This is a genomic window from Aquimarina sp. RZ0 (assembly GCF_008370685.1).
GTDB lineage: Bacteria > Bacteroidota > Bacteroidia > Flavobacteriales > Flavobacteriaceae > Aquimarina.
The window spans coordinates 226,779-253,535 of the sequence record NZ_VTZU01000002.1 but is presented as its reverse complement, the minus strand read 5'-3'; the positions used below and the strand labels follow the sequence as shown (position 1 = coordinate 253,535).

Genomic DNA, 26,757 nt, shown 5'->3' with positions numbered 1-26,757 from the left:
TATTCAGAAGAAATGGACAACCCCACTGCAAAATTGGAGCTTGATTATTCAACAATTATATATTAGATTTGAAGATCGAGTGGCACTTGATTTAGCGACCAAGCCCCAGGAGGGCTCTGGGAGCTAGATCCCAGAGCCCTCCTGGGGCTTAACCCTGAGACAGGGTTATAATTACACTTCCGAGATACCTACAAATAGAAAAATAGAAAATAGAATAGCTAAAGCTAAAGCAATTAATATGTTATACATCCAAAACTTTTTCATATCGATACAAAAGACTTAAATGTAGAAATGAAAGATAAATTCATTCAAATAGAAAAGGTATTTTCAGTTCTTTTAAAGATTTTAGTTTTTTAGGAGCAAAGTTTATTGTATCAGATGTTGTAATAGGATTTTCTTTTTCTTCATTAAAGGTCTCTTTTGTTACAAATATAGTTCCTTTAATATAATCAGTAACTTCTTCCTTAAAATCCATAGAAGCACGATGCATACTTGAATTTACATACTTAACTAGTTTAAATGAACCTTCAATATATTTAAAAGAATAGGCTTCATCATTAACATACCAACTACCTGCATTATAAAATTCTTGAAATTCAAGTTTTAGCTCACCATTAATAATGTCTAAACTTTGGAAAGGTTCTTCTCTAGTGGGTTCTTTATTTAGAAATATAAAGGTATTGTGTTGCAGCTTTTTTTCATAACATCCACTTTTATCTTTAAAATATACTCCAAGTATTTTAGGATTAATATCTAAGGAATCAGTTCCTATTTCACTATCCGTTATAAAGTTGTTGATATCCTCTTTCTTAGCAATAAAAACTAAATCGTTTATTCCATCATTATTTAGATCACCATCTTTATCCATTGCAATTACATTCCAGTTTTCTGGAATTAAAGCCTCTATTTTCTTATTCTTTTGTTTTAGTTCTAAAACTTGTTGACCAAAGGATGTTTTACAAATTGCTAGAAATATGATTAAAAAAAATATTTTTCTCATTCTTTTATGCCTTGAGGTTTTAACTCAATTGGTTCGATTGAGTTAAAAATAATAAAACTCAATACAGATATTCAGAGTATGTTCTATTGTTTAGTACTCCAGTAGTTTATGATTTCTTATTAAACCGCTTAAAAAGTATTACCAATAATGCAACAAAACCTATGACATGATGAATAGGCTCTAAAATACTTAGCAATACAGCTAAATAAATATGCTGAATGAATATATCATCTTGTAAAATAGGCTCAGGTATAAAAGGTTTAAACGCTAAGTAAATAACCAAAGAAGTCAACCAAGCAAATAAAACAACGTACCAAAACTTTAATTTTTTGATTTTTAAGAAATAGGTTGTTAATACTCCGATCAGAATAGAAATAACAAGCAATAGTATTAAAAGTAAAATATCCATATTGTTCTATTCTGGTATTACATTATTGATTTCTTTACCTGTAATTCTACCTTTTTTAGTGGTGGTAAGAATAACTTTTCCGTTATGAAAAACCTTTCTTTCACCTTGTCTATAATCTTGCTCTTTGTTTGTTGTTTTAGTTATAATCCATTCTTTTTTCTTTTCATCCCACTTTTTAGTGTCTTTTATATTAGGATTAGCTCTTTCAGTATGACCAATAACAACAGCTTTCTTTTTTCCTTCAGAATATAGTAATTCAGATAGCTCTTCGCAAATATTATCCTTTACGTACATATCATGGGCTGTTAAGCACCCGTGTATTTCAATTTTACATCCATTAGTGAATTTAGATAGTTCGATGTCTTGTATAACTCTACTGTCATCGTGCAAATCACTACCTTGTATTAATCTAGTTGCTTTCCCAAGATATAGTGAGGCATTAAGATTTTTGCTTTCGACATCTTCACTAGAAACATTAGAATAAATACTAGCACCTACTATAAAATATAAACCAAGCATATCTCCGTGACAGAAAAAATCAATTGATTGTATGCTATTATCTTCTTGAGCATTTATTTTATCAACAACTTCTTTTGCAGATTTAATTGATTCTCTAATAATAGTGCCGTCATTATTATAGTCATTCTTTACATTTAAAGAGGCAAAATGAAACGCACTGTTATCACTACTTTTTTTAGCTCCTCCGTGAAATAAAAACCTAGTATATTCAACCTTTAATTCTAAAGTTTTCGTAATTCCATTTGTCTCTAATGTGAAAATAGTATTTGACATTTAGTTAATCTTGTTTAATTACCTCTAATTCTATCTTCTCTAAATTCTTTTCGATAAGATAACCTTTAAGAGTATCATTGGTTAAAATCTCACCATTATATTTAAAATCTACTTTTGGATTATCTAGGTTTATTGTGAATAATTTATCGATCATATTTTTAGTATGAATATTTAAAATAATCTTATCATTAGGTTTCACATTCTCTACCCTTTTATTATTCAAATCGGTAATGTAATAATCAATAACCTTTGGTTCTGCATCTTCTTCCTCTCTTTCTATAATTGGTTGCCCTAATAATGTAGGATCAGTTTTACGCCACCAGTGTGATAACATTTCTTGACCATTAAATAGAATAGTCGCAGGAGATAAGCTAAAATATACCATAAATGCACTAGTGCTATCGTGCTGATAATGTAATTTATAATGCAGGCAATAAGCATCCAATAGTTCTATTGTAGTGCTTTTACTTGTTCCAAACCGAGAAGAAAATACAATTTTACAGTTTTTCATCATATCTGGATGAATTGACCATTCAAAAAAGGTAGTTTCCTTACTACCATGTACCTTAAAATCAAAAGTACGATTTATAGGCTTGTTGCTAGGTCTACCAGTATGATCCGTATTTTGGAAGAAACTAAAATAATGCTGCTCTACAATAAACTCTTTATTATCTACAAAAAGTTTGGCTTGAATACCCATAATTAGATTAAAATTAATTTTTCAAAAATAGATTAAAAAAAGATATTTCCCCTATTTTATTTTTCTAAGAATAATATTAGTCAATGATTTATAATTTTTAGTTAAGCCATAAATAACCTTTCAATCTCATCAACAGAAAACCTTTCACCTCGATTAATTTTTTCTATTAGTTTTAAATATTTCTTAGTTGGTTTGCCTTTATAGTGTTTTTTAAGATGCTTTTTATAAAGTTTTTGATAGTTTCGGTCTAGATCAAAATAACACCCATAAATCTTTTCCATTTGCCTCCATTTTTTACTATGGATTTGTTTTTCATACAATCCACTTGGTAGGGCAGACCGATGCATAAAACGTTGATCAATAAAATGTAGTTTCCTACATCGTTTGTTAGTAAAAGGGCATTTAAAATACCACACAATACCATTGCCTAAATTAGAAGGCAAAGAAACCAACGGGACTTCATATTTATAAGATTTGCCATTACAATTGTAACTAAGAATTAATACTTTTTTTATGGTATTCATCTTTGTTGCTATAGAGATATTACTAGTTTCTATTCCATTTGTACTCCAAGTAATTGTACCACTTTTAAAATAGCAGTGATTTAAGTAGCTCCATTTTCTAAGTAATGAAATATCAATATTTTTTATTTGATCAAATATGAGAGGAAATGTATGTGGTTTTGGCATATTTTTGAGTTTACGTAACCTAAAACTCTAGGGAAGATTATAGAATACCTTTTTTCAATATCAGGTTTTGTTAGGTTCTATGGTTATAATATGATTACCAATTGACACTATAATTAAACGGTCAATTGGTAATCATTTCGTATTAGATGATTAAATTTATAATTGATTTTATTGGCAATTTGTTGATGTAAATTACTAGTGTGAGTTTCAACGTACTCTAGATATTTTTTTCGTTGCCTATTCCTTTCTTGTTTAGTAAGGTTAATCCAATAATCAAAGTCTTTCCATTGAAATTGTTTTTTGTTTTTCACTATTAAAGGCAGGCTGTCGGATAATAAAGGAGGTTCATAAAGTAATAATAACTTCCATTCACTCTGTAGCAATTCTTTTAACGGTTTAAATGTTGCACAATTCTTTAAATCCGATAGCGTATGTATCCCTATTTTATTTAATTTTTCCATTCTTGTAAATTTTAGTTCAATCCTTATACGTTCTTCAGGTAGGTTATACTGTAAGCCTTTATCATAAATCTTAAATATGTATTGTTTATGTTCAGCTTGCTTGATATAGCCACCACTTCTCGAGACATCTTTAAATTTCAATCCTTTATGGAAAATAAGATTATTAAAATCGTTTCTGCTTTCTTTTGAGGATTAATATTAACTCCAACTTCAAAGTTTCTTAGACGGCATTTATTCAAGGGAAGATTAAACTTGATAGAAATTTCATCTAACACCTCAACGATTTGATTTAATGAAAAATCATCATAATTGTGTATTCCATCATTTTTGTACTTATGTATACTTCCTTGAATAATTAGCAAACCCGAATCGTACAGAGTAAAGACCAGATTCTTATAACTTGCCTTTTTCTTTGGTTTTAATTCGCCAGTACTACAAACAAATTCTCTAGTAAATTCTAAATTTTCATTTTCTTCTAAGTGCTGCATATTAAATTCTCTAATGTGAACTTTTATAAAATCAACCACAACTTTAGAAAAGAGATAGTTGATCATTTGGAGGAACTAAATCGGGATTAGTGGTTAAGTACCAAGCCTTGAATCCAGTTTTTTTACAGGTTTTCTTTTCAACTTCCCATAGTGCTCCTACTTTTTCTAAATCACGTTTATATCTACAAATATTTTTTTGCGGAATACCTGTAGCAGCAGCAACCATCGATGCAGTAGCTATGTGATCTTGTAAATATTGAAATATGGTTTTTAATTGATTATAGAATCCATTATCTTTATCTCGTCTTTTATTTGGGCTGTTCTTTCGGTTATTTTTCATAGCGCAGCCCTTTCTTTTTGTTAGATAAAAATTCGTCTGCTTCAGCCTCTAACTCTTTTAAAGTTTTTTGCTTACCTGTTTTAATCCAGTTTTCTAAAATTTCAGATTTGAAAAAATAGAGACGATTTCCTTTTTTATAAAATGGTATCTCGTTACGCTGAACGTAACCGTATAGAGTAGGAACTGTTAAGCCTGTTAATTCTGATACTCCTTGTATAGTTATAGGGTTGTCAGCTTCAGGTTGAGGATTTGCCTTTTGAATCAATAAGGCTTTCATTTCATTAACCTCGTTTTTGAGGTCTGCAACAAGATTAGGAAGTTGCTCAAATTTTAATGTTTCCATTACACTATTATTTATGATTAATAGTGCATAGGTATCTGATTATTAATGTGTAACGAAGCGTATAGGGCTTGCGGGTCAGTTTTTAGGGTTCAAGAATAGTTTTTAGGTTTATTAGTTATCTTTTTACCTATTAGTTTTTGGTTTGTCTTATTCCATTCTGAGTGGTCTTTAACTTCATCGAATCCATGAAAAGCTTTAAACATAATGTCAAAATACTTTCGCTTTTTATGGGTAGTTTTATACTCATAAACAGAACATTGGTCATAAAATCTATAAAATAAACTTCTAATGTCTTTTTTGTAATTTGGTTTACCATTAAAATACTGTTTTGATGGTTCTAAATCAATGAATGACGCTTTAATAAATGTTACAAGTTGATTTTCGGTTAAATAATGTTCATCATTTCTATTTTTTGCTGTGACTAGAATTTTAAAATAATCATAAACATCTTCAATACTAACCTTTGGTATAAGATTATTTCTTTCTGTTATGATGTCTTTTTTAGTAAGAATTGGTTCTAATTTTCTAGGATTATAGTTGTCATTAATTTTATGATGATTTACATATTCTTTAATTTCATCAAATGCAAAAGTTATGCAGTTAATTATTGATTGACATCTAATTGCTATTTGATGACAGCTTAATCTTGTATAATTGTTTTTAAAATTATTCCTAAATTTTTCTATAAAACTTTTGGAATGATGATAATTAGTCCAATGATCATTATGAATAGAAAAGCAATAAAAATCTTCAGTGATATTGATTTCTTGATCTGTTATCTCTCCTAGAAAAGCAGGAGCGATTTTATTATTCCATAGATTGATTATTTCCATGCACTTTTGAACTATTCCTTTAAAAAAAATAGTGTTACGTACGGGTGTTAAAGTTATGTATTCTTTTAATTCGTTCATGTTTAAAAACATTACTTCATCATCATTAAATATAAAATTGTATTTATAATAATTATTGTCTATCTGTTCTTGAAAAAGATGTAATATTCTTCCTAATTGATAGTTTAGTGTACTTAATATATTTTGTTTGAATTCCATTTTAGAACCATTGTTCTTTGGTGAAATTGATTTTAGACTTTTATTTATATTATTTTCTAAGGAGTTTTGAGTATTTTGTAATTGATTGTTGCTAGTTAAATATGTTTTTGTAGTAATCTTTTAATTTATAATAAAGAATTTGGTCTGTTTCTGGTTTTAATTTATTTACTTTTTTAAGTTCTTCTATCCAATTAATAATATCATTATTTGGTTGTTCATTTTTATCTTTACACTCTTGTAAGTAATTGGGTAACATACTGATTTTTTCATCCATTATTGGTGTAGGGTTTTTGATACGGTTGTCTAACAGTATTAGGTAATTTTCTAAAAGACAAATTTTTTCTTCTATAGAAAATAATTGTTCCTGGATATAGGTCTTTATATTTTCTAGTGCCCTATTGGATGCTTTAATTGGTTCTAATTCACATTTAAATTTTCTATCAGTTACAGGAAGGCTTCCTATCTTAGAGTATGCAATAGTTTTAAGCTTTATGAATGATTCATTTAATCTATGGTCAGGAGTGATTTTTATCATTTTAAATATTTAGTTTAATTCTTTCCGTAGCCTTCCTTTTTGATTCATCTACTATTTTAGCATAAACTTGTGTTGTTTTTAAATCTTTATGCCCAAGCATTTTGGACACTGTGTAGATGTCCGTTCCATTGCTGAGTTGTAATGTTGCATACGTATGCCTAAAACAATGAAAAGTTAGGTGTTTTTGTATACCAGCACTAATAGCCCATTTTAGCAACTGAGAGTTTTGATGAGCAGAGTAGGACAATCCTCTAAATACTTTTTGAGTAGGTTCTTTCGGTTCCCCCATCAAATTATAAGCCTGCTCTGGAATTGGCAGATATTCATTACTTTTGGTTTTCTTTTGCTGAAATTGTATAGAATACCCTCTGTCATTAGTATGAACTACTTCACTCCAAGTTAATTTTTCAATATCTGAAAACCTCAACCCAGTAAGCGCAGAGAATAACGATGCTTTTTTTAATATTGGTTTTATACAATCTGTATTAGCTAGTTTGTTTAGTTCTTCTATAGATAAAAACACCCTGTTTGTATCTGCTTGCTTAATTGGTTTTATTTTTCCGTTGAGGTCATTGGGTAGTAAGTCGTCCTTAAATGCTTGCTTTAATGTAGCTTTGAATTTATTAAAATAGCTTTGAGCGGTATTTTGTGAAATGGTAGTTTTGGTACTTCTCTTACTTTTGGCGGTAAGTAAGTAGTCACGGTAATCGTTACAAAACTTTTCGTTGAGGTCAGCAAATGTTAGACTATTAGAGGTAAAGTCTTTTAGGTACGCAAAAGATGAAGTCCACACTGCATAGTTTTTTCCATTTTTCTTTTCCATCTGTTCTTCATAATAGCTAATAAAGGAAAGTTTACCTTTTTCTTTAGCCTTCAATTGTTCTAATTCGAATGCATTATACACTTCGGGTTTGTTCAACTCATTATCTCTTTTTTGACGTATTTGTTCACCAAGTAGTAAGGTGTTTTTGTTGTCTAGTTTTTCTAGTGGTGATTTGGGTTTGTCTATAATGTAAAGTCCTAGAAACTCTCTACGGGTTTTTTTGCCTGTCTGGGCAATAGTAATAGGAGGGTAGAAGTCAAGGTATAAGCTGTGTCTACCTTTTGAGATAGGCTTTTTTCTTAAGCTAATTTTAATTGCCATCTGTCTTTTATTCGTTGTCTTTTATTATTAATCGTGTAGAAAGTGTAATTGGTGTACCTTTAAAAATAAAATATTTTCAACTTAGTAACCTGTCAAGTTCTTCACGTTTCACTCTTGTCATTCTTTCCGAAAGGTTTACTGCTTTTATAGTTCCTTTTTCAATCAATCGGTAGGCGGTTCTTTTGGAGCAACCTAATAGAATTGCCGTTTCATTTACAGTAAGAAATTCCTTGGCTTTAATCTGCTCGATAGGCTTACGGATTATTTCTTTAGTTTCTCTATTACTATTATTTATTTTTTCATTGCGTTTACGAACCTTATAAGCTCTTTTGGCGCAATTGTCTCCACAATATTTTGTTACTGTAGTGCGAGCGGTAAAATCATTCCCACAATGTTGGCAAATCCGTTGTACTCTAATATTTGTACTCATAAATAAGAAGTCCTAAGTGTCATTAAGTAGTATTAAGAAGAAATAAGTGCCATAATTTCGCCTTAATACTTAAAATTTGTACCTCAAATGCTTCGAGGTACAACAAAGGTACAAATAGATGCGTAACAAACGCATAATAGATATTAACCGAAGAATACCAATTATTAACAATTAGTCCTTAAAATCAATTGTTTACATAGATTGTTGTGTGATTGATATTTGTTTGTTTTGTGAGGTTACTTCCCAATACAGAAATTAGCAAAAATATTACCTAATAAATCATCGCTAGTGATTTCACCAGTAATTTCACCAAAATGATATAGAGCCTGTCGAATATCAATTGCCATTAAATCTCCACTCAATCCATGATCGATTCCATACTGAACTTTTTGTATTTCCTCTAGTGCTTTTAATAAAGCATCATAATGACGGGTATTGGTTACAACCGTTTCGTTATTTCGAAGTACTCCTGTATTAACAAAGTCTAGAAGTTTGTTTTGTAATTCTTCTACACCAATATTTTGTTTAGCGGATAATAAATGAATGTTCTTAATTTCTGTAGTAAGAGAAGAGATTTGAGATGCTTCTAGCAGATCTATTTTATTAGCCACAACAATCAAGGGTTTTTGAGGGTATTTGTTCTTTATTTTACCAATTTCAGTTTTTAACTGTTGTAAACTATTAATGGTTGACTCAGAGCTATCCACCAGATACATAACTACTTGTGCCTGCTCAATCTTTTCAAAAGTTTTTTTGATTCCAATACTTTCTACGACATCTTCAGTATCTCGAATACCTGCTGTGTCAATGAATCGAAAACCAATACCACCAATAGTAATTTCATCCTCAATAGTATCACGTGTAGTGCCGGCAATATCAGAAACAATGGCACGGTCTTCATTGAGTAATGCGTTAAGCAATGTGGATTTACCAACATTAGGTTCCCCTACAATGGCAACAGGAATACCATTTTTAATTACATTTCCTACAGCAAAAGAATCAATTAAGCGTTTTAGTACATTGGTAATTTTGGATACCAAAGCCTGAAATTGCGTTCTATTAGCAAATTCAACATCTTCTTCTGCAAAATCCAGTTCTAATTCGATTAGAGACGCAAAATTTAATAATTCATCTCTTAGTTTTTTAATCTCAGTACTAAACCCTCCTCGCATTTGTTGCATAGCAATCTGATGCGAAGCTTCAGAATCCGCAGCAATCAAATCGGCAACAGCTTCTGCTTGAGAAAGATCTAATTTTCCATTAATAAAAGCTCTTAAAGTAAATTCTCCTGCATTGGCCATTCTGCATCCATTACGCAGTAATAGTTGAATAATTTCTTGTTGTATATAACTAGAACCATGGCAAGAAATCTCTACAGTAGGTTCTCCTGTATAAGAATTAGTTCCTTTGAATAAAGACACAAGAACTTCATCCAAAACACGATCGCCATCGAGAATATGTCCTAAATGAATAGTATGTGTTTTTTGATCCACTAAATTCTTACCACTCACAGAGCGAAAAAGATTAGAACAAATTGAAATAGAGTGATCGCCGGAAACTCTTAAAACTGCAATGGCACCTGCTCCAGAGGCAGTAGCAAGCGCTACTATAGTATCTTTTTGAATCATAAGTTTTAAACTTGAAGACAAAAATAGAGATTAATAAACTGACTTTAAATTTTAATAGAATCAAACTTTTTTAACTGTTGTTTTCTTTCTATATTGCTAGGGGAAATTCTCATAAAAAATACTGTAAGGGATATTATTTAAAATTGGAATACGATATAACTAAGGTGCGTCTGCAGTGTAATGATTGTAGAGCTCATCAAATGTCTAACACTTTTTAATTTTAACTCTTATGAATCTAAAAAACACAAATCTCAAAAAGTTTTATGAACACATTTTTCTTAGTAAGTTAAGCCTGCTGTTATTGTCAATTTGCTTTTTATTTCCATTGTTGATTCGGTCACAAACTGATGAATTACCAAGGCATTATATCGATGCTGATATGAGTTTACAATCTGATTCTTCTTTGCCAAAGAGTAGCTATCAAAGAATTACTCAAGAAATCTCACAGGAAGGAGCCACTTGGTTACGATTGTTTTTTAAAGAAGCGAATCTGGGAAAGAATAGTAGTGTAACGATCACTTCTCATTATGACGGGGCATCACAAACCTTGAATGCAGAAACGATTGAGCAATGGAATAATAGTAGTGCTTATTTTAATGGTGCTGCTGTTACGCTGACATTGAATGTAGCACCAGGCGAAAAATCAATTCATGTATCAGTAGGCGAAATAGGTGTAGGAGAAACTTCTGTAAAATCAAAATCCCAATGCGGAGCTAATGATGATCGTGTAGACTCTAATGATAATGCTATCGGAAGAATTGTACCTATTGGATGTACTGGATGGATTATTACTAATGGGAGGTTAGTAACAGCTGGACATTGTGGGGGGAGTAGAGCGCAGCTTATAGAATTTAATGTCCCAAAATCTAATCCTGATCGCTCCATTGTGCACCCAGGACCAGAAGATCAATATCCAATTAGTAATTTTGTTACTAACTATGTTAGAGGTAGACCAGAAACAGATTGGGCAGTGTTTACAGCAGGTGCTAATTCTCAAACAGGACAGACACCTATACAAGCACAAGGTAAATCATTTAATGTTACACAAACTAATCCAGGTAGTACTATAACAATTACAGGATATGGAACAGATACAGGTATAGATAATCAGACACAACAAATCCATTCAGGGCCTTTAGCATCTGTAGATAATACATTTGTGAGATATCGAACAGATACTACTGGTGGGAATTCTGGGAGTCCAATTATTGATGCAGCAACAGGAAATGCAGTAGGTGTTCATGCCTATGGAGGGTGTTCAGGATCTGGAGGGTCTAATTTTGGAGAAAGAGCTACTATTCCCGAATTTTGGGATGCCATGGGGCTTAGCGGTGGACCTACCCCTTCTGGTACTATTGTACGAATGGTTAAAAGAAATACTGGTTTTGCCTTAGATGGAAGAGGTGGTCCCGGAGCTAATGGGCAAAATATACACCTTTGGGAAGATAGTTCTACGAATGTTAATCAGCAATGGGAAGAAATTGACCAGGGTGGAGGATTTTATTCTTATTTAAAAAGAGGAACCAACTTTGCTATTGATGGAAGATCAGGAGGAGCAAATCGTCAAAATGTAAACCTGTGGCAATACAATAAAAATAATTTTGATCAGCATTGGAAAAAAGTAAATCTTGGCGGCGGATTTTATCGATTAGAGAAGAGAAATGCTCCCGGATTTTCGATAGATGGAAGAGGAGGAGGAGCCAATGGTCAGAATGTTCATTTATGGAGTTCTAGTGATACAAATCAAAATCAACATTGGAGATTTATTACAGTCAATACCCGAGTAGAAAATTTAGCAGAACTTACTGAGGAAGCATCAGAAATAGAAGGTACTGAGAAAAGTGAATTGAAGGTTTCTATATCTCCTAATCCTGTAACAGATGGTTTTTCGATCTATATGAATGGTTCTTCAAAAGATAGTTTTAAGGCCGAAATATATTCTATAGTAGGAAGTAAAGTAGCTTCTGTAAAATTAAGTTCTGGTGCGAATAGGTTCTCTGCGGCAGATCTTTCGTTAACCTCAGGGATTTATATCATTAATTTGCAAAATGATAAAAGTAAATTGATGAAAACTATAAAATTGATAGTAAATTAAGATTAGAAGCACTGCTGATAATGAATTTAAGAACATCCTGATTTTTCAGGATGTTTTTTTATACCATTGATTCTTAAAATTACCCACTAAAACTTGTTCTTTTCCCCTTATGCTTCAAAATAAAAATTAACCGTAGATTGGGCTATACTGAACAAAAATAACTATATTTTATTTGGGTAATTTTAAAGCAAAAATGGTGGTATAAAGATTTATTCCAGTAAATTCAAATGGCAAATGGTATTACAGTTTTTTTATCTAAAACAACACTGTTGACAGTTCTAAGAGTGTGTTTAAAAAGAATATAATTTAAAAATCAATAATTTTAATTTTGGAGTATATTCTAAATCTTGAAAATAGGAAATATTTGAACCTCAGGATTGACCTCTTTGTTATCAATAGATAAGGCTTTTAAACAAGTGCTAGGATAAAAATGATATAGAACTCATCTTGAGTACTACTTGGACCTACAAAATTTACATGTGACACGCTAATTTTGTTGTTTTTTTTAACCGCAGCTATGGCTATGCCGAAAAAAACCTACTTCATTATAGTACAAAAGCTAAACTTTTCGATTGAAAACCACTACTAAAGATGAGTTCATAAAGTAAAAAAGATCTATTTTTGTTTGCTAAAAAATAATTGATGAAAAGAGAAGATACCTCGTTGTTGGTATTACTTCATTTAAGTGGTTTGCTTACAGGGTTTATTTTACCATTAATATTATGGTCTACTCAACAGGATAAAGTAAAAGGTATGGATATTCACGGAAAGGCAGCAGTCAATTTTCAGCTTTCAGCATTATTATATCTTTTAATTACTATGTTTTTTGGATTCACTTGCTGTATTGGTTTTATAACCCTTCCGATTTGGTTTATTTATGCGTATCTCTTCCCTATAATAAGTACTATTAATGCTAGCAAAGGGAAGTTGCCTTATTACCCTATGAGTATTAGATTTATAATTTGACAAAAAATGTAACAAAAAATAGTTTTGTGCGTCATATAGATAAGTTGCTAATAATATTAGCAAATAATCATCAATCAAAAAAAGTAAAATCATGAGACAAGACAGATCATTATTAGTAATCACGCATTTATCACAATTATTAGATTTAGTTACCGGCTTCGGAGGGTTTATAGTTCCGCTTATATTATGGCTTACACAGAGAGAACAAGTTTTAAGAATGGATATTCATGGAAAGTCAATTATGAACTTTCAGATTAGTATGTTTATTTATGCCGTAGTATGTATACCATTAATATTATTATTTGGTTTGGGGGTTTTAGGTTTACTAATTATTGGTGTTTTTTGTATTGTATTTCCTATTATTAATGCAATAAGAGCTAATAATGGAGAAGAACCTTCATATCCGCTATCGATGCAAATTATAAAATAAGAAAAGAGCGATCCATATGGATCGCTCTTTTAATTTATGTAAAGCATTAGATTAGATTCTAATGCTGATTAATTCTAAAATCAGGATAAGCATCCATTCCATGCTCGTGACCATCAAGGCCTTCTATTTCTTCTTTTTCAGAAACTCTTAATCCTATTGTCTTTTTCAATGTAAAAAGAATAATAAAGGAAGTAAGTATACAGAAACCTCCGATTGCAGTAATTCCTATTAACTGGTTTAAGAATTGTTCTCCGCTCGCAAGTTTACCAAAAATTCCAACCGCCAGAGTACCCCAGATACCGCAGATTAAGTGGACTGCAATAGCACCTACAGGATCGTCTAACTTTAACTTATCTACAAGAGCAACACCCAATACGATAATTATACCAGCAAGAATTCCTATTATAACAGCTTCATTAGGACTCATTTGGTCAGCACCAGCAGTAATCCCTACTAATCCACCTAGAATTCCATTTAGAAACATAGTCAAATCATAGTTTTTATATAATATAGTAGAGAAAATAAATGCTCCAACACCACCTGCAGCGGCAGCAAGACAAGTCGTTACCAAGGTAAGAGATGTTAATTCTGGATCAGCAGAAAGTACAGAACCACCGTTAAATCCAAACCACCCTAACCACAGTATTAATACACCAGCAGCTGCTAACGGAATATTATGACCAGGAATAGCTTGAGGTTTACCTTCTGAGCTAAATTTACCAATTCTGGAACCTAGTAAATATACTGCAACTAATGCTGCCCATCCACCTACCGAGTGTACCAGCGTAGAACCTGCAAAATCATAGAATCCTAATTGATCTAACCATCCAGCTCCCCATTTCCAGGATCCAACTATTGGATATATCAATCCTACATAGATGACTGTGAATATCATGAATGATCCAAGTTTGATTCGTTCTGCAACGGCTCCAGATACAATAGTAGCAGCAGTAGCAGCAAACATTCCCTGAAATAAGAAATCAGTCCACCAGGTATATCCTCCATCTGCATATTCCGGAGTCATTCCATTTTCTGGAGCTCCGATACCGAAGCCAGCAAATTTAAAGAACCCTTCTCCTGCTTCTGCATCAAAACCAGGATACATAAGGTTAAAACCACCAATGTAGTATAGTAGTAGACCTACACAAATGATAAATACATTCTTGAAAAGTATGTTGATTGTATTTTTTTGACGGGTTAATCCTATTTCTAAAAAAGAGAAACCTAAATGCATGAAAAATACCAGTGCTGTACACACCATCATCCATACATTGTTTATAGTTAAAATTTCCATTATATAATTGACTATTAAAAGTTATTTTTTTTGTTTTCGGTTGGAGTAATTTATATTGAGAATTAATTAAGATAACGTAGAGCTACCTTTTTCTGCGGTACGAATTCTATACGCTTCTTTAATATCTGATACAAAGATTTTTCCGTCTCCAACCTCACCTGTTTTACCAGCTTCAAGAATGGCAGAGACTGCAGCTTCTTCAAAATCATCATTCACTACAATGGATAGATAACGTCTTTGAATATCTGTTGTGCTATATGAAATCCCGCGATAAACGTGTCCTTGTTTCTCATTACCAACACCAGTTACATCCCAATAAGAAAAGAATGTTATGCCTTTTTCATGCAAAGCTTCTTTTACCACACGATACTTTGATCTCCGGATGATTGCTTCTATTTTCTTCATAAAGACTAAAAAGTTAAAATTAATGTTAAATTCAAATCAAAAATATGTTAATTACTCTTTAACATCAAAATTTTATAGGGTAATCACGTAATTTTTATCATTTTAAGATATTTACCCCCTAAAAAATTAGGGGTATCTATTTTTTTACAAATTTACTGAATATTTCGTAGTCAAATGTTTTTATTTTTTACAGAAACCTTTTTATTCAAATTGATTGGAGGTCAAATAGCTATACCCCTTAATTTATTTGCTTTTTTTAAGAAAAACCGCGTTATTGAATTCGCAATAAGAAGTCTTTATTTTGTGATTATTTTATAGAATCTTCCATTTTATTACATTGCTAAGAAAAGTAATGATTAAAGCTCTGCTTTTCTTTTTCCTTCCTTAATATTTTGTTAATTTCAACAGCTTGAAACACGTTTAAGTCGGAAATAATATGAAGAAACAAGGAATGTATCTGCCAGAATTCGAGCACGACGCTTGTGGTGCTGGATTTATATGTAGTTTGGAAGGTAAAAAATCAAATGATATTATTCATAAAGCATTAGAAATTCTTGAAAAACTAGAGCATAGAGGAGCAGTAAGTGCGGATGGGAAAACAGGAGATGGAGCAGGAATACTTATTGATATTCCTCACGATTTTTTTATAGAAAATTGTAATTTCGAGCTACCAGATGCAGGAGAGTATGCCGTAAGTAATGTTTTTCTTCCCAAGAAAGAAAATCAAAGACAATATTGCATAGATACATTTGAAAAAAATGTAATTGATCAAGGTCTTGTATTGTTAGGATGGAGAGATGTTCCTGTAGATCCGATACATTTAGGAGAAATAGCAGCAACAACAGAACCTTTTATCAAACAGATTTTTATAGGAAAGAAAGATGAAAAGCAAAGCTATTTTGATTTTAATCTTAAACTGTTTACTGCTCGTAAAATAACAGAACATACCATATATAGTTCTAAGTTATCAGAAAGTAAATTTTTCTATTTACCTAGTTTATCTACAAAAACGCTGATATTTAAAGGATTATTAATGCCCGAAGATATTAAGTTGTATTACTCGGATCTTATGGATCCCAAGGTAGTTACCAGATTGGCATTGGTACACCAGCGTTTCTCCACAAATACGTTTCCTACCTGGGATTTGGCACAACCCTTTCGTTATATGTGTCACAATGGAGAGATTAACACTTTGCGAGGTAATGTCACAAGAATGCGTTCTCGTGAAGAACTATTAAAAAGTGATTGGTTTGGAGAAGATATTAAGAAAATATTACCAGTCGTATTAAAAGGAAAGTCGGATTCTGCATCTATGGATATGGTTGTAGAGCTACTATTGATGACCGGTAGATCCTTGCCAGAAGTGATGATGATGATGGTACCGGAAGCCTGGGAGAAAAATCCTGAAATGTCTGAAGTCAAAAAGGCTTTTTATGAATATAATTCCTGTGCTATGGAGCCGTGGGATGGTCCAGCATCTATTCCTTTTACTGATGGCAATTATATTGGTGCGGTACTGGATAGAAATGGGTTAAGACCTTCTCGTTATTCTGTGACAAAAGATGGGTATGTGATTATGTCTTCAGAAACTGGAGTTGTAGATTTAGAACCTGAAAATATAGAATTTCACGGTCGATTAGAACCCGGAAAAATGTTTCTGGTGGATATGGGCGAAGGTCGTATCATCAATGATGAAGAAATTAAAGAAGAGATTGCCGCAAAACATCCTTACAGAGAATGGATTGATGATAACTTAGTACATCTTAAGAATATTCCCTATAATGATTGCCCATTGTTTTTAGGAGAAGAGACTATAGCAAAACGTAAAGGAGTATTTGGATACACGCAGGAAGATATAGATACTATTATTGTTCCTATGAGTCAGTTGGCTAAAGAACCCATCGGTTCTATGGGATCGGATACACCTATAGCTGTGCTTTCTGAACGTTCTCAATTGATATATAACTACTTTAAGCAGTTATTTGCGCAGGTAACGAACCCACCTTTAGACGGGATTCGTGAGGAATTAATAACAGATATTAGCCTTACATTAGGTGCGGATCATAATATTTTTGATATTAATGAGAAACATTGTAAAAAGCTGAAAATTCAAAATCCTGTTATCTCTAAAGAAGATTTGGATAAAATAAAAACATATACAGATAAAGGCTTTAAAGTGACTTCTGTACCTATGTTATATAATATAAATAAAGGACTTAATGGATTAGAAGATGCGCTGGAAATCACATTGAATAACGTTTCAGAAGCTATTGATGAGGGTAGTAATATCATTATTCTTTCTGATAGAAATGTAAGCAAGCATCGCGCTCCGATCCCTGCATTATTAGCCTGCTCTTTTATTAATAGTGGATTACAAAAACTAGGGAAACGTTCCCAGGTTAGTATTATCATAGAATCTGCAGAACCTAGAGAAGTACACCATTTTGCGCTACTATTTGGATATGGAGCTAGTGCTATCAACCCTTATATGGTGAATGAAATCATAAAGGAACAAATAGAAGATCTCAATATTACAGATTTAGATGTAGAAGAAGCAGTAAACAATTATAATAAAGCTGTGGGCAAAGGAGTATTGAAAGTCATGAACAAAATAGGGATTTCTACCTTGAATTCATACCGTAGTTCTCAACTTTTTGAATGTATTGGGATCAATACTAAAGTTGTAGATAAGTATTTTCCTAATACAGCAACACGTATTCAGGGAATTGGATTGTATGAAATAGAGAAAGAGATCGCAAAACGCCATAAAAGAGCTTATCTGGAGCGAGAAGTGGATGCAGATCTGGATCTGGAAATAGGAGGTCAGTACAGATGGAGACGTAACGGAGAAAAACATCAGTTTAATCCATTATCAGTGGCTAAGCTTCAAAAGTCTGTAAGAGAAAATGATCCTAAGACTTATAAGGAATATGCAAAACTAATTAATGAGCAGTCAAAAAGCTTGATGACTATACGCGGATTACTAGAATTTTCAAACTATGACCCGATTCCGTTAGAAGAAGTGGAACCCTGGACAGAGATTGTGAAACGTTTTAAAACGGGTGCCATGTCATATGGATCTATTAGTAAGGAAGCTCACGAGAATCTGGCAGTAGCGATGAATCGTATCGGAGGTAAAAGTAATTCTGGTGAAGGAGGAGAAAATCCTTTGCGTTTTTATAAAGATGTCAATGGAGACTGGAAAAACAGTGCAATTAAGCAAGTGGCTTCCGGTCGTTTTGGAGTTTCTTCAAATTATTTGACCAATGCAGCAGAGATACAGATAAAAATGGCTCAGGGAGCTAAACCAGGAGAAGGAGGACAGTTACCAGGACCAAAAGTGAATCCTGAAATTGCCAAAACTCGTAATTCTACTCCGTATGTAGGATTAATATCACCACCACCACATCACGATATATATTCTATTGAAGATTTATCTCAGCTAATTTATGATTTAAAATCAGCTAATAGAAGTGCAAGAATAAATGTGAAATTAGTATCAGAAGTTGGCGTAGGAACTGTAGCTGCTGGTGTTGCTAAGGCAAAAGCAGATGTAATATTGATCTCAGGTTTTGACGGAGGAACAGGTGCATCACCACTAACCTCATTAAAGCATGCAGGACTGCCTTGGGAATTAGGCATTGCAGAAGCACAACAAACATTAGTGGGTAACGACCTGCGAGGTAGAATAGTACTTGAGTGCGATGGACAGCTCAAAACAGGAAGAGATGTGGCTGTAGCCTGCTTGTTAGGAGCAGAGGAGTTTGGTTTTGCAACTGCTCCATTAGTAGCTTCGGGATGTATTATGATGCGCGTATGCCATCTCAATACTTGTCCTGTCGGTATTGCAACTCAGAACCCTGAATTACGTAAGAAATTTAAAGGTAAGCCAGAACACGTAGTGAACTATATGTATTTTGTAGCGCAAGAGCTCAGAGAAATAATGGCACAACTTGGTTTTCGTACTATTAATGAAATGGTGGGGCAAGTTCATAAATTAGATCGTAAACAAGCGATAGAGCATTACAAAACTGCAGGAGTTGATCTTTCTCCAATATTACATCAGGTAGACGCACCAGAAGGAGTAAAGGTATATAATTCTGAAACACAAGATCACGGTCTTGGAAAATCTATAGATTTTGAGATTATAGAGCAGGCGCATCAGGCTTTATTTAGAAAAGAAAAAACCACATTAGATTTTGATATTACCAATACTGATAGAGCAGTAGGTGCTATTTTAAGTAATGAAATTTCTAAAATTTATGGAGCTCAGGGATTACCTGATAGCACCTTGAAACTCAATTTCACCGGGGCAGCCGGTCAAAGTTTCGGAGCTTTTGCCACCAAAGGGTTAACCATGATCGTAAACGGAAATACGAATGATTACCTTGGAAAAGGGTTGTCTGGAGCTAAGTTAATTATCAAAGTTCCGGATGAAGCTACTTTGATACCAGAAGAAAATGTAATAACAGGTAATGTTACCTTGTATGGAGCCACCGATGGCGAAGTTTATATAAATGGTAAAGCAGGAGAACGTTTCTGTGTACGTAATTCTGGAGCTAGAGCTGTAGTAGAAGGAATAGGAGATCATGGTTGTGAGTATATGACCGGTGGGATTGCAGTTATCCTTGGAGAAGTAGGTAGAAACTTTGGAGCAGGAATGTCTGGAGGTATTGCCTATATTTATGATGATAAAAAGACATTTGAGAAACATTGTAATAAAGAGTCACTGAATTTAGATCCTGTAGAATTACAAGAAGATGTCATAGAATTAAAAGGATTGATAGAAGCACATTATAATGCAACCTTAAGTCCATTGGCTCAGAGAATTCTAGAAGATTGGGAAAAAGAATTACCAAAATTTATCAAGATCTTCCCAGAAGAATATAAACAAGCTTTAAAAAGAATAGAAGAAGAAAAACTAGCACAAGCATAAAACGATATTGACCATGGGAAAGATAACTGGATTTTTAGAATTTGAAAGAGAGATTGAACAGTACCAGCCTGTTAAGGATCGTATAAAAGAGTACAAAGAGTTTACCATACCGATGGAGGAGAGTAAGCTTAAAAATCAAGGAGCAAGATGTATGGATTGTGGGATTCCGTTTTGCCATAGCGGGTGTCCGTTAGGAAATTTAATTCCTGATTTTAATGACGCTGTGTATCGTGGTAAATGGGAAAAAGCAGCGCGTATATTACACGCTACAAACAATTTTCCTGAATTTACAGGTAGATTATGCCCTGCACCGTGCGAAGAAGCTTGTGTATTAGGGATAAATGAAGATCCTGTAACAATCGAAAATATAGAAAAGAATATTGTTGAAGAGGCGTTTAAAAACGGTTGGGTACAGGCAAATCCTCCTAAGGAAAGAACGGGTAAAACAATAGCAGTAATTGGATCTGGTCCTGCGGGTCTGGCGGCAGCACAACAATTAAATCGAGCCGGGCATCTGGTCACTGTTTTTGAGCGGGATGAAAAGGTAGGAGGACTGTTGCGCTATGGTATTCCTGATTTTAAGATGGAAAAAAGTGTAATAGATCGCCGTATTGCTGTTTTAGTAGAAGAAGGTATTATTTTTAAAACAAATACACATATAGGCAAAGATATCAAAGCAGATCAGCTAAAAACAGATTTTGACTCTATAGTATTGTGTACTGGAGCTACTGTTCGTCGTAATTTGCAAGTAAAAGGTTCTGATCTAACAGGTGTTGTACAAGCCATGGATTTTCTGCCACAAAATAATCGTAGAGTAGATGGTATAAAGGATCTTGGAGAAGAGATTTTGGCAACAGGAAAAGATGTGATTGTAATAGGTGGAGGAGATACAGGATCAGATTGTATTGGGACATCAGTACGTCATGGGGCAACTTCTGTTACTAATTTTGAGATTATGGGAAAAGGTACTACAGAACGCCCTGTGGATCAACCCTGGCCGTTTTGGCCTATGAGATTGCGAACCAGTTCTTCCCATCAAGAAGGAGTGGAGCGTAATTGGAGTATTTCTACAAAAGAATTTTTGGGAGATGAAAACGGTAATCTTAGAGGGTTAATAACCTCTGAAGTTGAGTGGGTGAAAGAAAATGGTCGCTTTACATTAAAAGAAATTCCAGATACCGAAAAAGAGTGGAAGTGTGAATTAGCACTATTAGCACTAGGGTTTACCGGTTCAGAACCTACGATAGCAGAACAGTTAGGTATTGATATGGATGCTAGAACTAATATTAAAGCTTCTGAAGATAATTATGTAACTAATGTTAAAGGAGTTTTTGCCGCAGGAGATACACGTAGAGGGCAGTCATTAATTGTTTGGGCAATAGCCGAAGGAAGACAAGCAGCATATCATGTAGATGCATATTTAATGGGAAGTTCTAACCTGCCATTAAAAGGAGAAGGAGATTTGCCAAGAGTATAATTTTATATAGTGTTTTTAAAAAGACCGTTAGTATACTTACTAGTGGTCTTTTTTATACATAAAGGGAGATTTGTCGTACACTCTTGCATTGAGAATTCACCAAAAACTCAAAAAAATACAGAGCAAAAAATTAGAACACCTGTAACTAATCGTCATACAATATCTAATATAATTATTATTTATATGGATGATTTTGGATATAGTGATGTGAGTTTCAAAGGAGAATCAACTACATTTCTGTGACTGGCTCTTAACGTTTACAATTCTGTTTTTGAGCATTCCGCAAAGTCAGGAGACTTTTTCAGAGCACGCTCGGTTATAGACGTCAAAACACCCAATAGAAATCATTTCTGTTGGGTGTTTCATATACTATATTTTCTGAAAATAGTTATTGATTAATTAAAGGATTAGTATCTCTTTCTGCTTGAGGAATAGGTAATATAATTGATTCATCATCAAAAGGGATAGTTCCAACCATTCCCTGAGTACGTTTTACATCGTTTAAAATAAAGCCTTCAAATGCGAGTTCTAATTGACGTTCTCTAAAAATTAAATCTGAAGTTAGTGGTCCTACAAGGGGCACTGCGTTGGATCTTGCTCGTAAAGCATTAATTTCTGCAAGAGGATCTTGCCCTAAACTTGTTCCTTCCCTAAAGTTACTTTCCAAACGAATTAAATGCATCTCTGCAATTCTAAATACCGTGATATTGGCAAACTGATTTCTATATTTTTGTGTAAGCTGTCGACCATTTACTGGGTTTATATACACAAAACTGCCACGCACATCGTTAGCATCATCAAACAAATTTAAGTATTCGTCAGTTATAGTAATATCTCCACCTCTTCCGCCATCATCTTCAGAAGCGTAAAAAATTACTAATTGATTTGTACCTGTTTGGCTTGTAACTTGAAAGGAAAAAATATCTTCCACACTATCTGAATCATTATTAAATGCACCAGCATATGTAGAAGCCAATTGGTGTCCACTATTTCGCAAAACATCATTAGCCGCATCTCTGGCCGCTGCATAATTTCCTTGCTGGAAATATACTCTGGCTAATAATGCTTGTGCCGCATATTTATCCGCAAAAAAAGAATTACTGTCTGGTAAAATATCATATGCTCTCATTGCATCTGAAATGATTAAGTCATATACCTCTTCAGCAGAACTTGGAGCTATTGCAATATTAACCGAATAGTCAACAATACCTTCAGTCCTTAATGGAACTCCTCGCTGTGAATTGGTTTGACCATTTTGATATGGTACTGCAAAATTACGTATCAAATCAAAATAGGAAAGTGATCTTAAAAACCTTGCTTCTCCTTCAATTCTATTTTTTTCATCTTCACTACTCGTCACAATATTTAAATTATCAATAACTAAATTAGATTGGTTAATTACTTCATAAAGGTTTCTCCAAATTCCTTCAACAAAACCATTGTCTATCAAAATTTCCTTGGTAAAAGCTTGTCTAGGCGCAAGGAATGATCCATTCCAGTTTACTTCATTTGTTGCTCCAATTAGATCTACAAACATTTGTAAGCTTCCTCCTAATGATGCAGCTTGTCCTGCTTCATCATACGTTCCTACTAAAATTGATGCAATATTTGCTTCTGATTCAAATGCTACCTCTCCTTGTAAATTATCCGTTGGGCTAATTTCAAGTTCTTTTTCACATCCCATTGTAACCACCAGGAATAGAAATGTGTATAAAATTTTATATGCTTTCATTTTTGAGTCTTTAAAAATTAAAATTAACACCTAAAGTGAATGTTTTTGCAGGTGGAGCAGAATAAAACGCTACTCCTGGATTATTTTGCCCGTTTACATCACTTCTAGCTTCAGGATCATTCCCTGTATAGTCAGTAAAAGTCAAAAGATTCAAACCTGTAAGATATACTCGTATCTTATCAAATCCAATTTTATTCAGTAATTGATTGGGGAGACTATATCCTAAGGTAACATTACGAAGTCTTATAAAATCTCCATCCTGAAGATACCTTGTTGAGTGTGCTGTACCATTACCGCCAAAAAGTCTTGCTTGTGGAACATTGGTGATATCACCTGGTTGTTGCCATCGATCTAATTGATCTCTGGTTTGATTATCATAAAAATCGCCACTAGTAGATTGAAAACGACCGGCAGCATTATAAATACTTGCTCCCCATTCTCCCTGGAAAGTAAATGAAAAGTCAATCCCGTTATAAAAAATTGTATTGGTTAATCCTGCTATAAATTCTGGAAAAGGATTTCCTGCAACAATCCGATCTGCATCATTTGGGTTGGTCGTTGTACTTCTATCAATTGATCCATCTGCATTAACTGTATTTAGATAATATAAGGCATCACCATTTGCAGGATCAACTCCTGCATATTCTCTAAGAAAAAATGCTGCCGGACTTTCTCCAATTCTGTTAATGTTTCGCCCGCTAATAATATCTGCATTATCATTTGGCAACTCAATCAATTCTACATTATTTGTACTAAAATTAAGATTTGTGGTCCATGTCATTTTTGTAGTTTGAATGTTTTTAGTATCAATGCTAACCTCTAATCCTTTGCTTTCTAATAATCCAATATTTTGATTGATATTTTGGGCCCCACCACTAGGTACTAGAGGAACTTCAAATAATAATCCATCTGTTTCTTTAAAATAATAATCCATATTCAAAGAAATTGCATTATTAAGAAATGCCATCTCCAAACCAATATCAGTTTGGGTAGATTTTTCCCAGGTTAGATTAGAATTTCCTGGTTGGATAGGAGCCAAACCTGGACGTTGATTATAGGATACTCCTGAAAAAAGAAATAATGATGGGTAATCTCCACCTAAATCTGCATTACCTAATTTTCCCCAACTTCCTCTAACTTTTAAAAACGATAATAGATCATTGTCTTTAAGAAACTCTTCTTCAGAAATAATCCATCCCGCAGAAAATGCAGGGAAATTACCAAATCGTACTTTTGATCCAAATCTTGAAGAGCCATCTCGCCTGATGCTAGCACCTAAAAGATATTTGCCCATAAAATCGTAATTGGCTCTTCCGAAATAAGACAGGAAACTACTAGACAGTTGAACGCCACTTCCTGCTGTGACTTCTGCTCCTCCGCTTACCGTAGGTAAATCATCTGATGGAAATTGTTGGCTTGTAACATTAGTAATTCTTCTGTTGTATTTAGAAAGTTCTGTACCCACTACTATGTTGATATTATGTTTTTCTGCAAAACTTTTATTAAAAGTTGCAAAATTAGACAATGTATAACTTTCAGAAGTTAAGTCAGAAGCAAATGCCTGACCATTTGTAGATTGAAAAAGTGCATTTTCCCCTGAAAAACTATCCTCTGTCTGAGCAAATAAGTCATAAGAAAATTCACTTTTAAACGATAAAAAGGGCCAGAATTTATACTCTCCATATACTTTTCCAAGCGTTCTCCTCACAATTGTTTTAAAGAATACATTATCGGCATTAAAAAGAAAATTACCATATTGCGTACTAGAATTCGGAGTGCCATCAGGCAATCGAGCAGGTGCTAATGGCGTTTGGGCTACAGCCTGCAATGGTGTAGAAAACACAGCATCATTTGCAATGCGATCTATTTCAGTCCTTGAAAAACTCAAATTCATACCTGCTGCTAATCTAGTATCAAAATTATGACTTAGATTGGTTCTTGCAGACAACCGCTCAAGTTCATTGTCCTTTATGATTCCTGTAGTATTGTTATGAGCACCTGAGAAAAAAAATGACGTTTTTTCATTTGCTCCAGATACAGAAAAATCTGCATTACTTTGAAAACCATTTTGGAATGCTATATCTTGCCAATCGGTATCTACTTCTCCATTTCTCCAATCCGTTCCATTAGCGTATCTGTCAAATTGGCTTTCAATAAAAGCAACAGGGTCGGGAATACCTATACTAGCTAAAAGATCGGTTGAATTTACAGCTGCTTCGGTGAATAATTCAATATATTCTGACGCGTTTAACCATTCTCTTTTATTTGTTGGTTGGCTTAACCCCTGAGATATATTTAAAGAAAATTTAGCCTTTCCTTGTTTTCCTTTTTTTGTGGTAATAATTACTACTCCATTAGCCCCTCTTGCGCCATAAATAGCAGCAGCAGATGCATCTTTTAGGATATCGATCGACTCGATCTCATTGGAGCTGAATGTAAGTAAAGGATTTGTTGGAGCCCCATTGCCAAGTTCACCTCTATTATCAGTTGGATCTATTAATGGAATACCGTCAACTACATACAAAGGCTGGGTACCTCCACTAACACTGGCTGTACCTCTCACTCTTATATTAATCCCTCCTTCAACCTTACCGTTGGTTTGGGTAATCTGTACCCCCGCAGCTTTACCTACAAGAGCATTCTGTACATTAGGATTGGGAACTTCATCAATTTCATTAGCACTTATTCGAGAAACACTTCCCGTTAGTTTCTTTTTGCTTTGTGTCCCGTACCCTACAACCACGACCTCACTTAGCGTACTAATATCTTCTTGAAGTGTGATGTCAATTTCTGATTGTCCTGATACTTTGATCTTTTGAGTTAAAAACCCTAAATACGAATACACCAAAATCGCTCCCGTTTCTACATTTATAGTGTATTTTCCGTCAAAATCTGTTTGTGTCCCAGTAGTTTTACCTTTCACAATAATGTTTACCCCTGGTAACGGAAGTCCATTTTTTCCCTGGACGATACCCGAAACATTTTGTTGGGAAAACAGTAGGCTTGTCATAAAAAGAGCAAGCACTAATAATTTGTAATGATTTAATTTCATAAATGATTTTTCAATAAAGTTATGTGACTAGTTATTTTTACTATTAGACTGAGGGGGCAGTACTGCTATAGTCAAATCCTGATAGATTTAATAAAAAAAATAAAGCATGTGTTGAGCTGATAAAAATTGATTTTTTCATTCTTATTGATTTTTTATGTGTTTGAATATATAACAGCTAAAAAGTGACTATCCCTAAACACAATCCAGAGTATTTTATAATTACTTAGTTCTTATTTTTGATAGTGATCATTATTAAGTAATTGATTTTTAGGTGATTATGACGTATACTTGATGGAGTAAGTTTCTTAAATTTTTCAAAAAAAATAATAATATATTTAATTAATTGATTTTAGTGTTTTAAT

The 26,757-nt window shown here is 33.3% G+C and carries 23 protein-coding genes; 5 read left to right on the top strand and 18 right to left on the bottom strand.

Annotated elements, in window-relative coordinates; all coding sequences use genetic code 11:
- Positions 1–304: 304 nt before the first annotated feature.
- The 14 genes from F0000_RS01840 to mnmE all read right to left on the bottom strand — a co-directional run bounded on the left by F0000_RS01840 (position 305) and on the right by mnmE (position 10,008).
- Positions 305–1,000, bottom strand: a complete 696-nt coding sequence (locus F0000_RS01840) for a hypothetical protein (protein ID WP_149622991.1) — start codon at positions 998–1,000, stop codon at positions 305–307.
- Positions 1,001–1,106: 106 nt separating this feature from the next.
- Positions 1,107–1,409: a hypothetical protein gene (locus F0000_RS01835; RefSeq protein WP_149622990.1), complete on the bottom strand. Its 303-nt coding sequence runs from the start codon at positions 1,407–1,409 to the stop codon at positions 1,107–1,109.
- Positions 1,410–1,415: 6 nt separating this feature from the next.
- Positions 1,416–2,201, bottom strand: a complete 786-nt coding sequence (locus F0000_RS01830) for a hypothetical protein (RefSeq protein ID WP_149622989.1) — start codon at positions 2,199–2,201, stop codon at positions 1,416–1,418.
- 4 nt (positions 2,202–2,205) lie between these two features.
- Complete coding sequence (gene tssD / locus F0000_RS01825; protein ID WP_149622988.1) at positions 2,206–2,901, bottom strand: type VI secretion system tube protein TssD; 696 nt, start codon at positions 2,899–2,901, stop codon at positions 2,206–2,208.
- 101 nt (positions 2,902–3,002) lie between these two features.
- Positions 3,003–3,590, bottom strand: coding sequence for a hypothetical protein (locus F0000_RS01820; RefSeq protein WP_149622987.1), 588 nt, complete (start codon positions 3,588–3,590; stop codon positions 3,003–3,005).
- Positions 3,591–3,703: 113 nt separating this feature from the next.
- On the bottom strand, positions 3,704–4,192 hold the full coding sequence (locus F0000_RS01815) for a hypothetical protein (protein WP_149622986.1): 489 nt from the start codon (positions 4,190–4,192) through the stop codon (positions 3,704–3,706).
- Positions 4,189–4,605 carry a hypothetical protein gene (locus tag F0000_RS01810; protein ID WP_149622985.1) on the bottom strand — a complete coding sequence of 139 codons (417 nt, stop codon included), beginning with the start codon at positions 4,603–4,605 and terminating at the stop codon, positions 4,189–4,191. Before F0000_RS01810 ends, F0000_RS01815 begins: the two co-directional genes overlap by 4 nt.
- Positions 4,583–4,879: a hypothetical protein gene (locus F0000_RS01805; protein WP_149622984.1), complete on the bottom strand. Its 297-nt coding sequence runs from the start codon at positions 4,877–4,879 to the stop codon at positions 4,583–4,585. The genes F0000_RS01810 and F0000_RS01805 overlap by 23 nt, the downstream gene beginning before the upstream one ends.
- Complete coding sequence (locus F0000_RS01800; RefSeq protein WP_149622983.1) at positions 4,869–5,222, bottom strand: helix-turn-helix domain-containing protein; 354 nt, start codon at positions 5,220–5,222, stop codon at positions 4,869–4,871. The genes F0000_RS01805 and F0000_RS01800 overlap by 11 nt, the downstream gene beginning before the upstream one ends.
- Before the next feature lie 89 nt (positions 5,223–5,311).
- A complete protein-coding gene (locus F0000_RS01795; protein WP_149622982.1) occupies positions 5,312–6,271 on the bottom strand; it encodes a hypothetical protein in 960 nt (319 codons plus the stop codon).
- A gap of 91 nt (positions 6,272–6,362) precedes the next feature.
- The gene (locus tag F0000_RS01790) at positions 6,363–6,806 is read right to left on the bottom strand and encodes a hypothetical protein (protein ID WP_149622981.1); all 444 of its coding nucleotides are present in this window, start codon (positions 6,804–6,806) and stop codon (positions 6,363–6,365) included.
- A gap of 1 nt (position 6,807) precedes the next feature.
- Entirely contained in the window at positions 6,808–7,950 is a 1,143-nt protein-coding gene (locus tag F0000_RS01785; protein WP_149622980.1) for a site-specific integrase, read from the bottom strand.
- A 76-nt stretch (positions 7,951–8,026) separates the two neighbouring features.
- Positions 8,027–8,380, bottom strand: coding sequence for an AlpA family transcriptional regulator (locus tag F0000_RS01780; RefSeq protein ID WP_149622979.1), 354 nt, complete (start codon positions 8,378–8,380; stop codon positions 8,027–8,029).
- 236 nt (positions 8,381–8,616) lie between these two features.
- Positions 8,617–10,008: a tRNA uridine-5-carboxymethylaminomethyl(34) synthesis GTPase MnmE gene (gene mnmE, locus F0000_RS01775; protein WP_149622978.1), complete on the bottom strand. Its 1,392-nt coding sequence runs from the start codon at positions 10,006–10,008 to the stop codon at positions 8,617–8,619.
- 301 nt (positions 10,009–10,309) lie between these two features.
- Between mnmE and F0000_RS01770 the strand changes: the two genes are divergently transcribed.
- The 3 genes from F0000_RS01770 (at position 10,310) to F0000_RS01760 (ending at position 13,499) form a co-directional block, all read left to right on the top strand.
- Positions 10,310–12,103, top strand: coding sequence for an RICIN domain-containing protein (locus tag F0000_RS01770; RefSeq protein ID WP_223148864.1), 1,794 nt, complete (start codon positions 10,310–10,312; stop codon positions 12,101–12,103).
- Positions 12,104–12,745: 642 nt separating this feature from the next.
- Positions 12,746–13,069: a DUF4870 domain-containing protein gene (locus tag F0000_RS01765; protein WP_149622976.1), complete on the top strand. Its 324-nt coding sequence runs from the start codon at positions 12,746–12,748 to the stop codon at positions 13,067–13,069.
- Between the two features lie 91 nt (positions 13,070–13,160).
- A complete protein-coding gene (locus tag F0000_RS01760; protein ID WP_149622975.1) occupies positions 13,161–13,499 on the top strand; it encodes a DUF4870 domain-containing protein in 339 nt (112 codons plus the stop codon).
- 58 nt (positions 13,500–13,557) lie between these two features.
- Here F0000_RS01760 and F0000_RS01755 read toward each other — a convergent pair whose 3' ends face one another.
- Both F0000_RS01755 and F0000_RS01750 read right to left on the bottom strand, forming a co-directional pair.
- Complete coding sequence (locus F0000_RS01755) at positions 13,558–14,793, bottom strand: ammonium transporter (RefSeq protein ID WP_149622974.1); 1,236 nt, start codon at positions 14,791–14,793, stop codon at positions 13,558–13,560.
- Positions 14,794–14,859: 66 nt separating this feature from the next.
- Positions 14,860–15,198: a P-II family nitrogen regulator gene (locus F0000_RS01750; protein WP_149622973.1), complete on the bottom strand. Its 339-nt coding sequence runs from the start codon at positions 15,196–15,198 to the stop codon at positions 14,860–14,862.
- A 436-nt stretch (positions 15,199–15,634) separates the two neighbouring features.
- On the opposite strand from F0000_RS01750, the gene gltB reads away from it, so the two are divergent.
- A complete protein-coding gene (gene gltB, locus F0000_RS01745) occupies positions 15,635–20,134 on the top strand; it encodes a glutamate synthase large subunit (protein ID WP_149622972.1) in 4,500 nt (1,499 codons plus the stop codon).
- A gap of 13 nt (positions 20,135–20,147) precedes the next feature.
- The gene (locus tag F0000_RS01740) at positions 20,148–21,611 is read left to right on the top strand and encodes a glutamate synthase subunit beta (RefSeq protein WP_149622971.1); all 1,464 of its coding nucleotides are present in this window, start codon (positions 20,148–20,150) and stop codon (positions 21,609–21,611) included.
- Positions 21,612–21,999: 388 nt separating this feature from the next.
- Here the strand turns inward: F0000_RS01740 and F0000_RS01735 are convergent, their stop codons facing one another.
- On the bottom strand, positions 22,000–23,343 hold the full coding sequence (locus F0000_RS01735) for a RagB/SusD family nutrient uptake outer membrane protein (RefSeq protein ID WP_149622970.1): 1,344 nt from the start codon (positions 23,341–23,343) through the stop codon (positions 22,000–22,002).
- Positions 23,344–23,353: 10 nt separating this feature from the next.
- On the bottom strand, positions 23,354–26,395 hold the full coding sequence (locus tag F0000_RS01730; RefSeq protein ID WP_149622969.1) for a TonB-dependent receptor: 3,042 nt from the start codon (positions 26,393–26,395) through the stop codon (positions 23,354–23,356).
- Between the last annotated feature and the right edge of the window lie 362 nt (positions 26,396–26,757).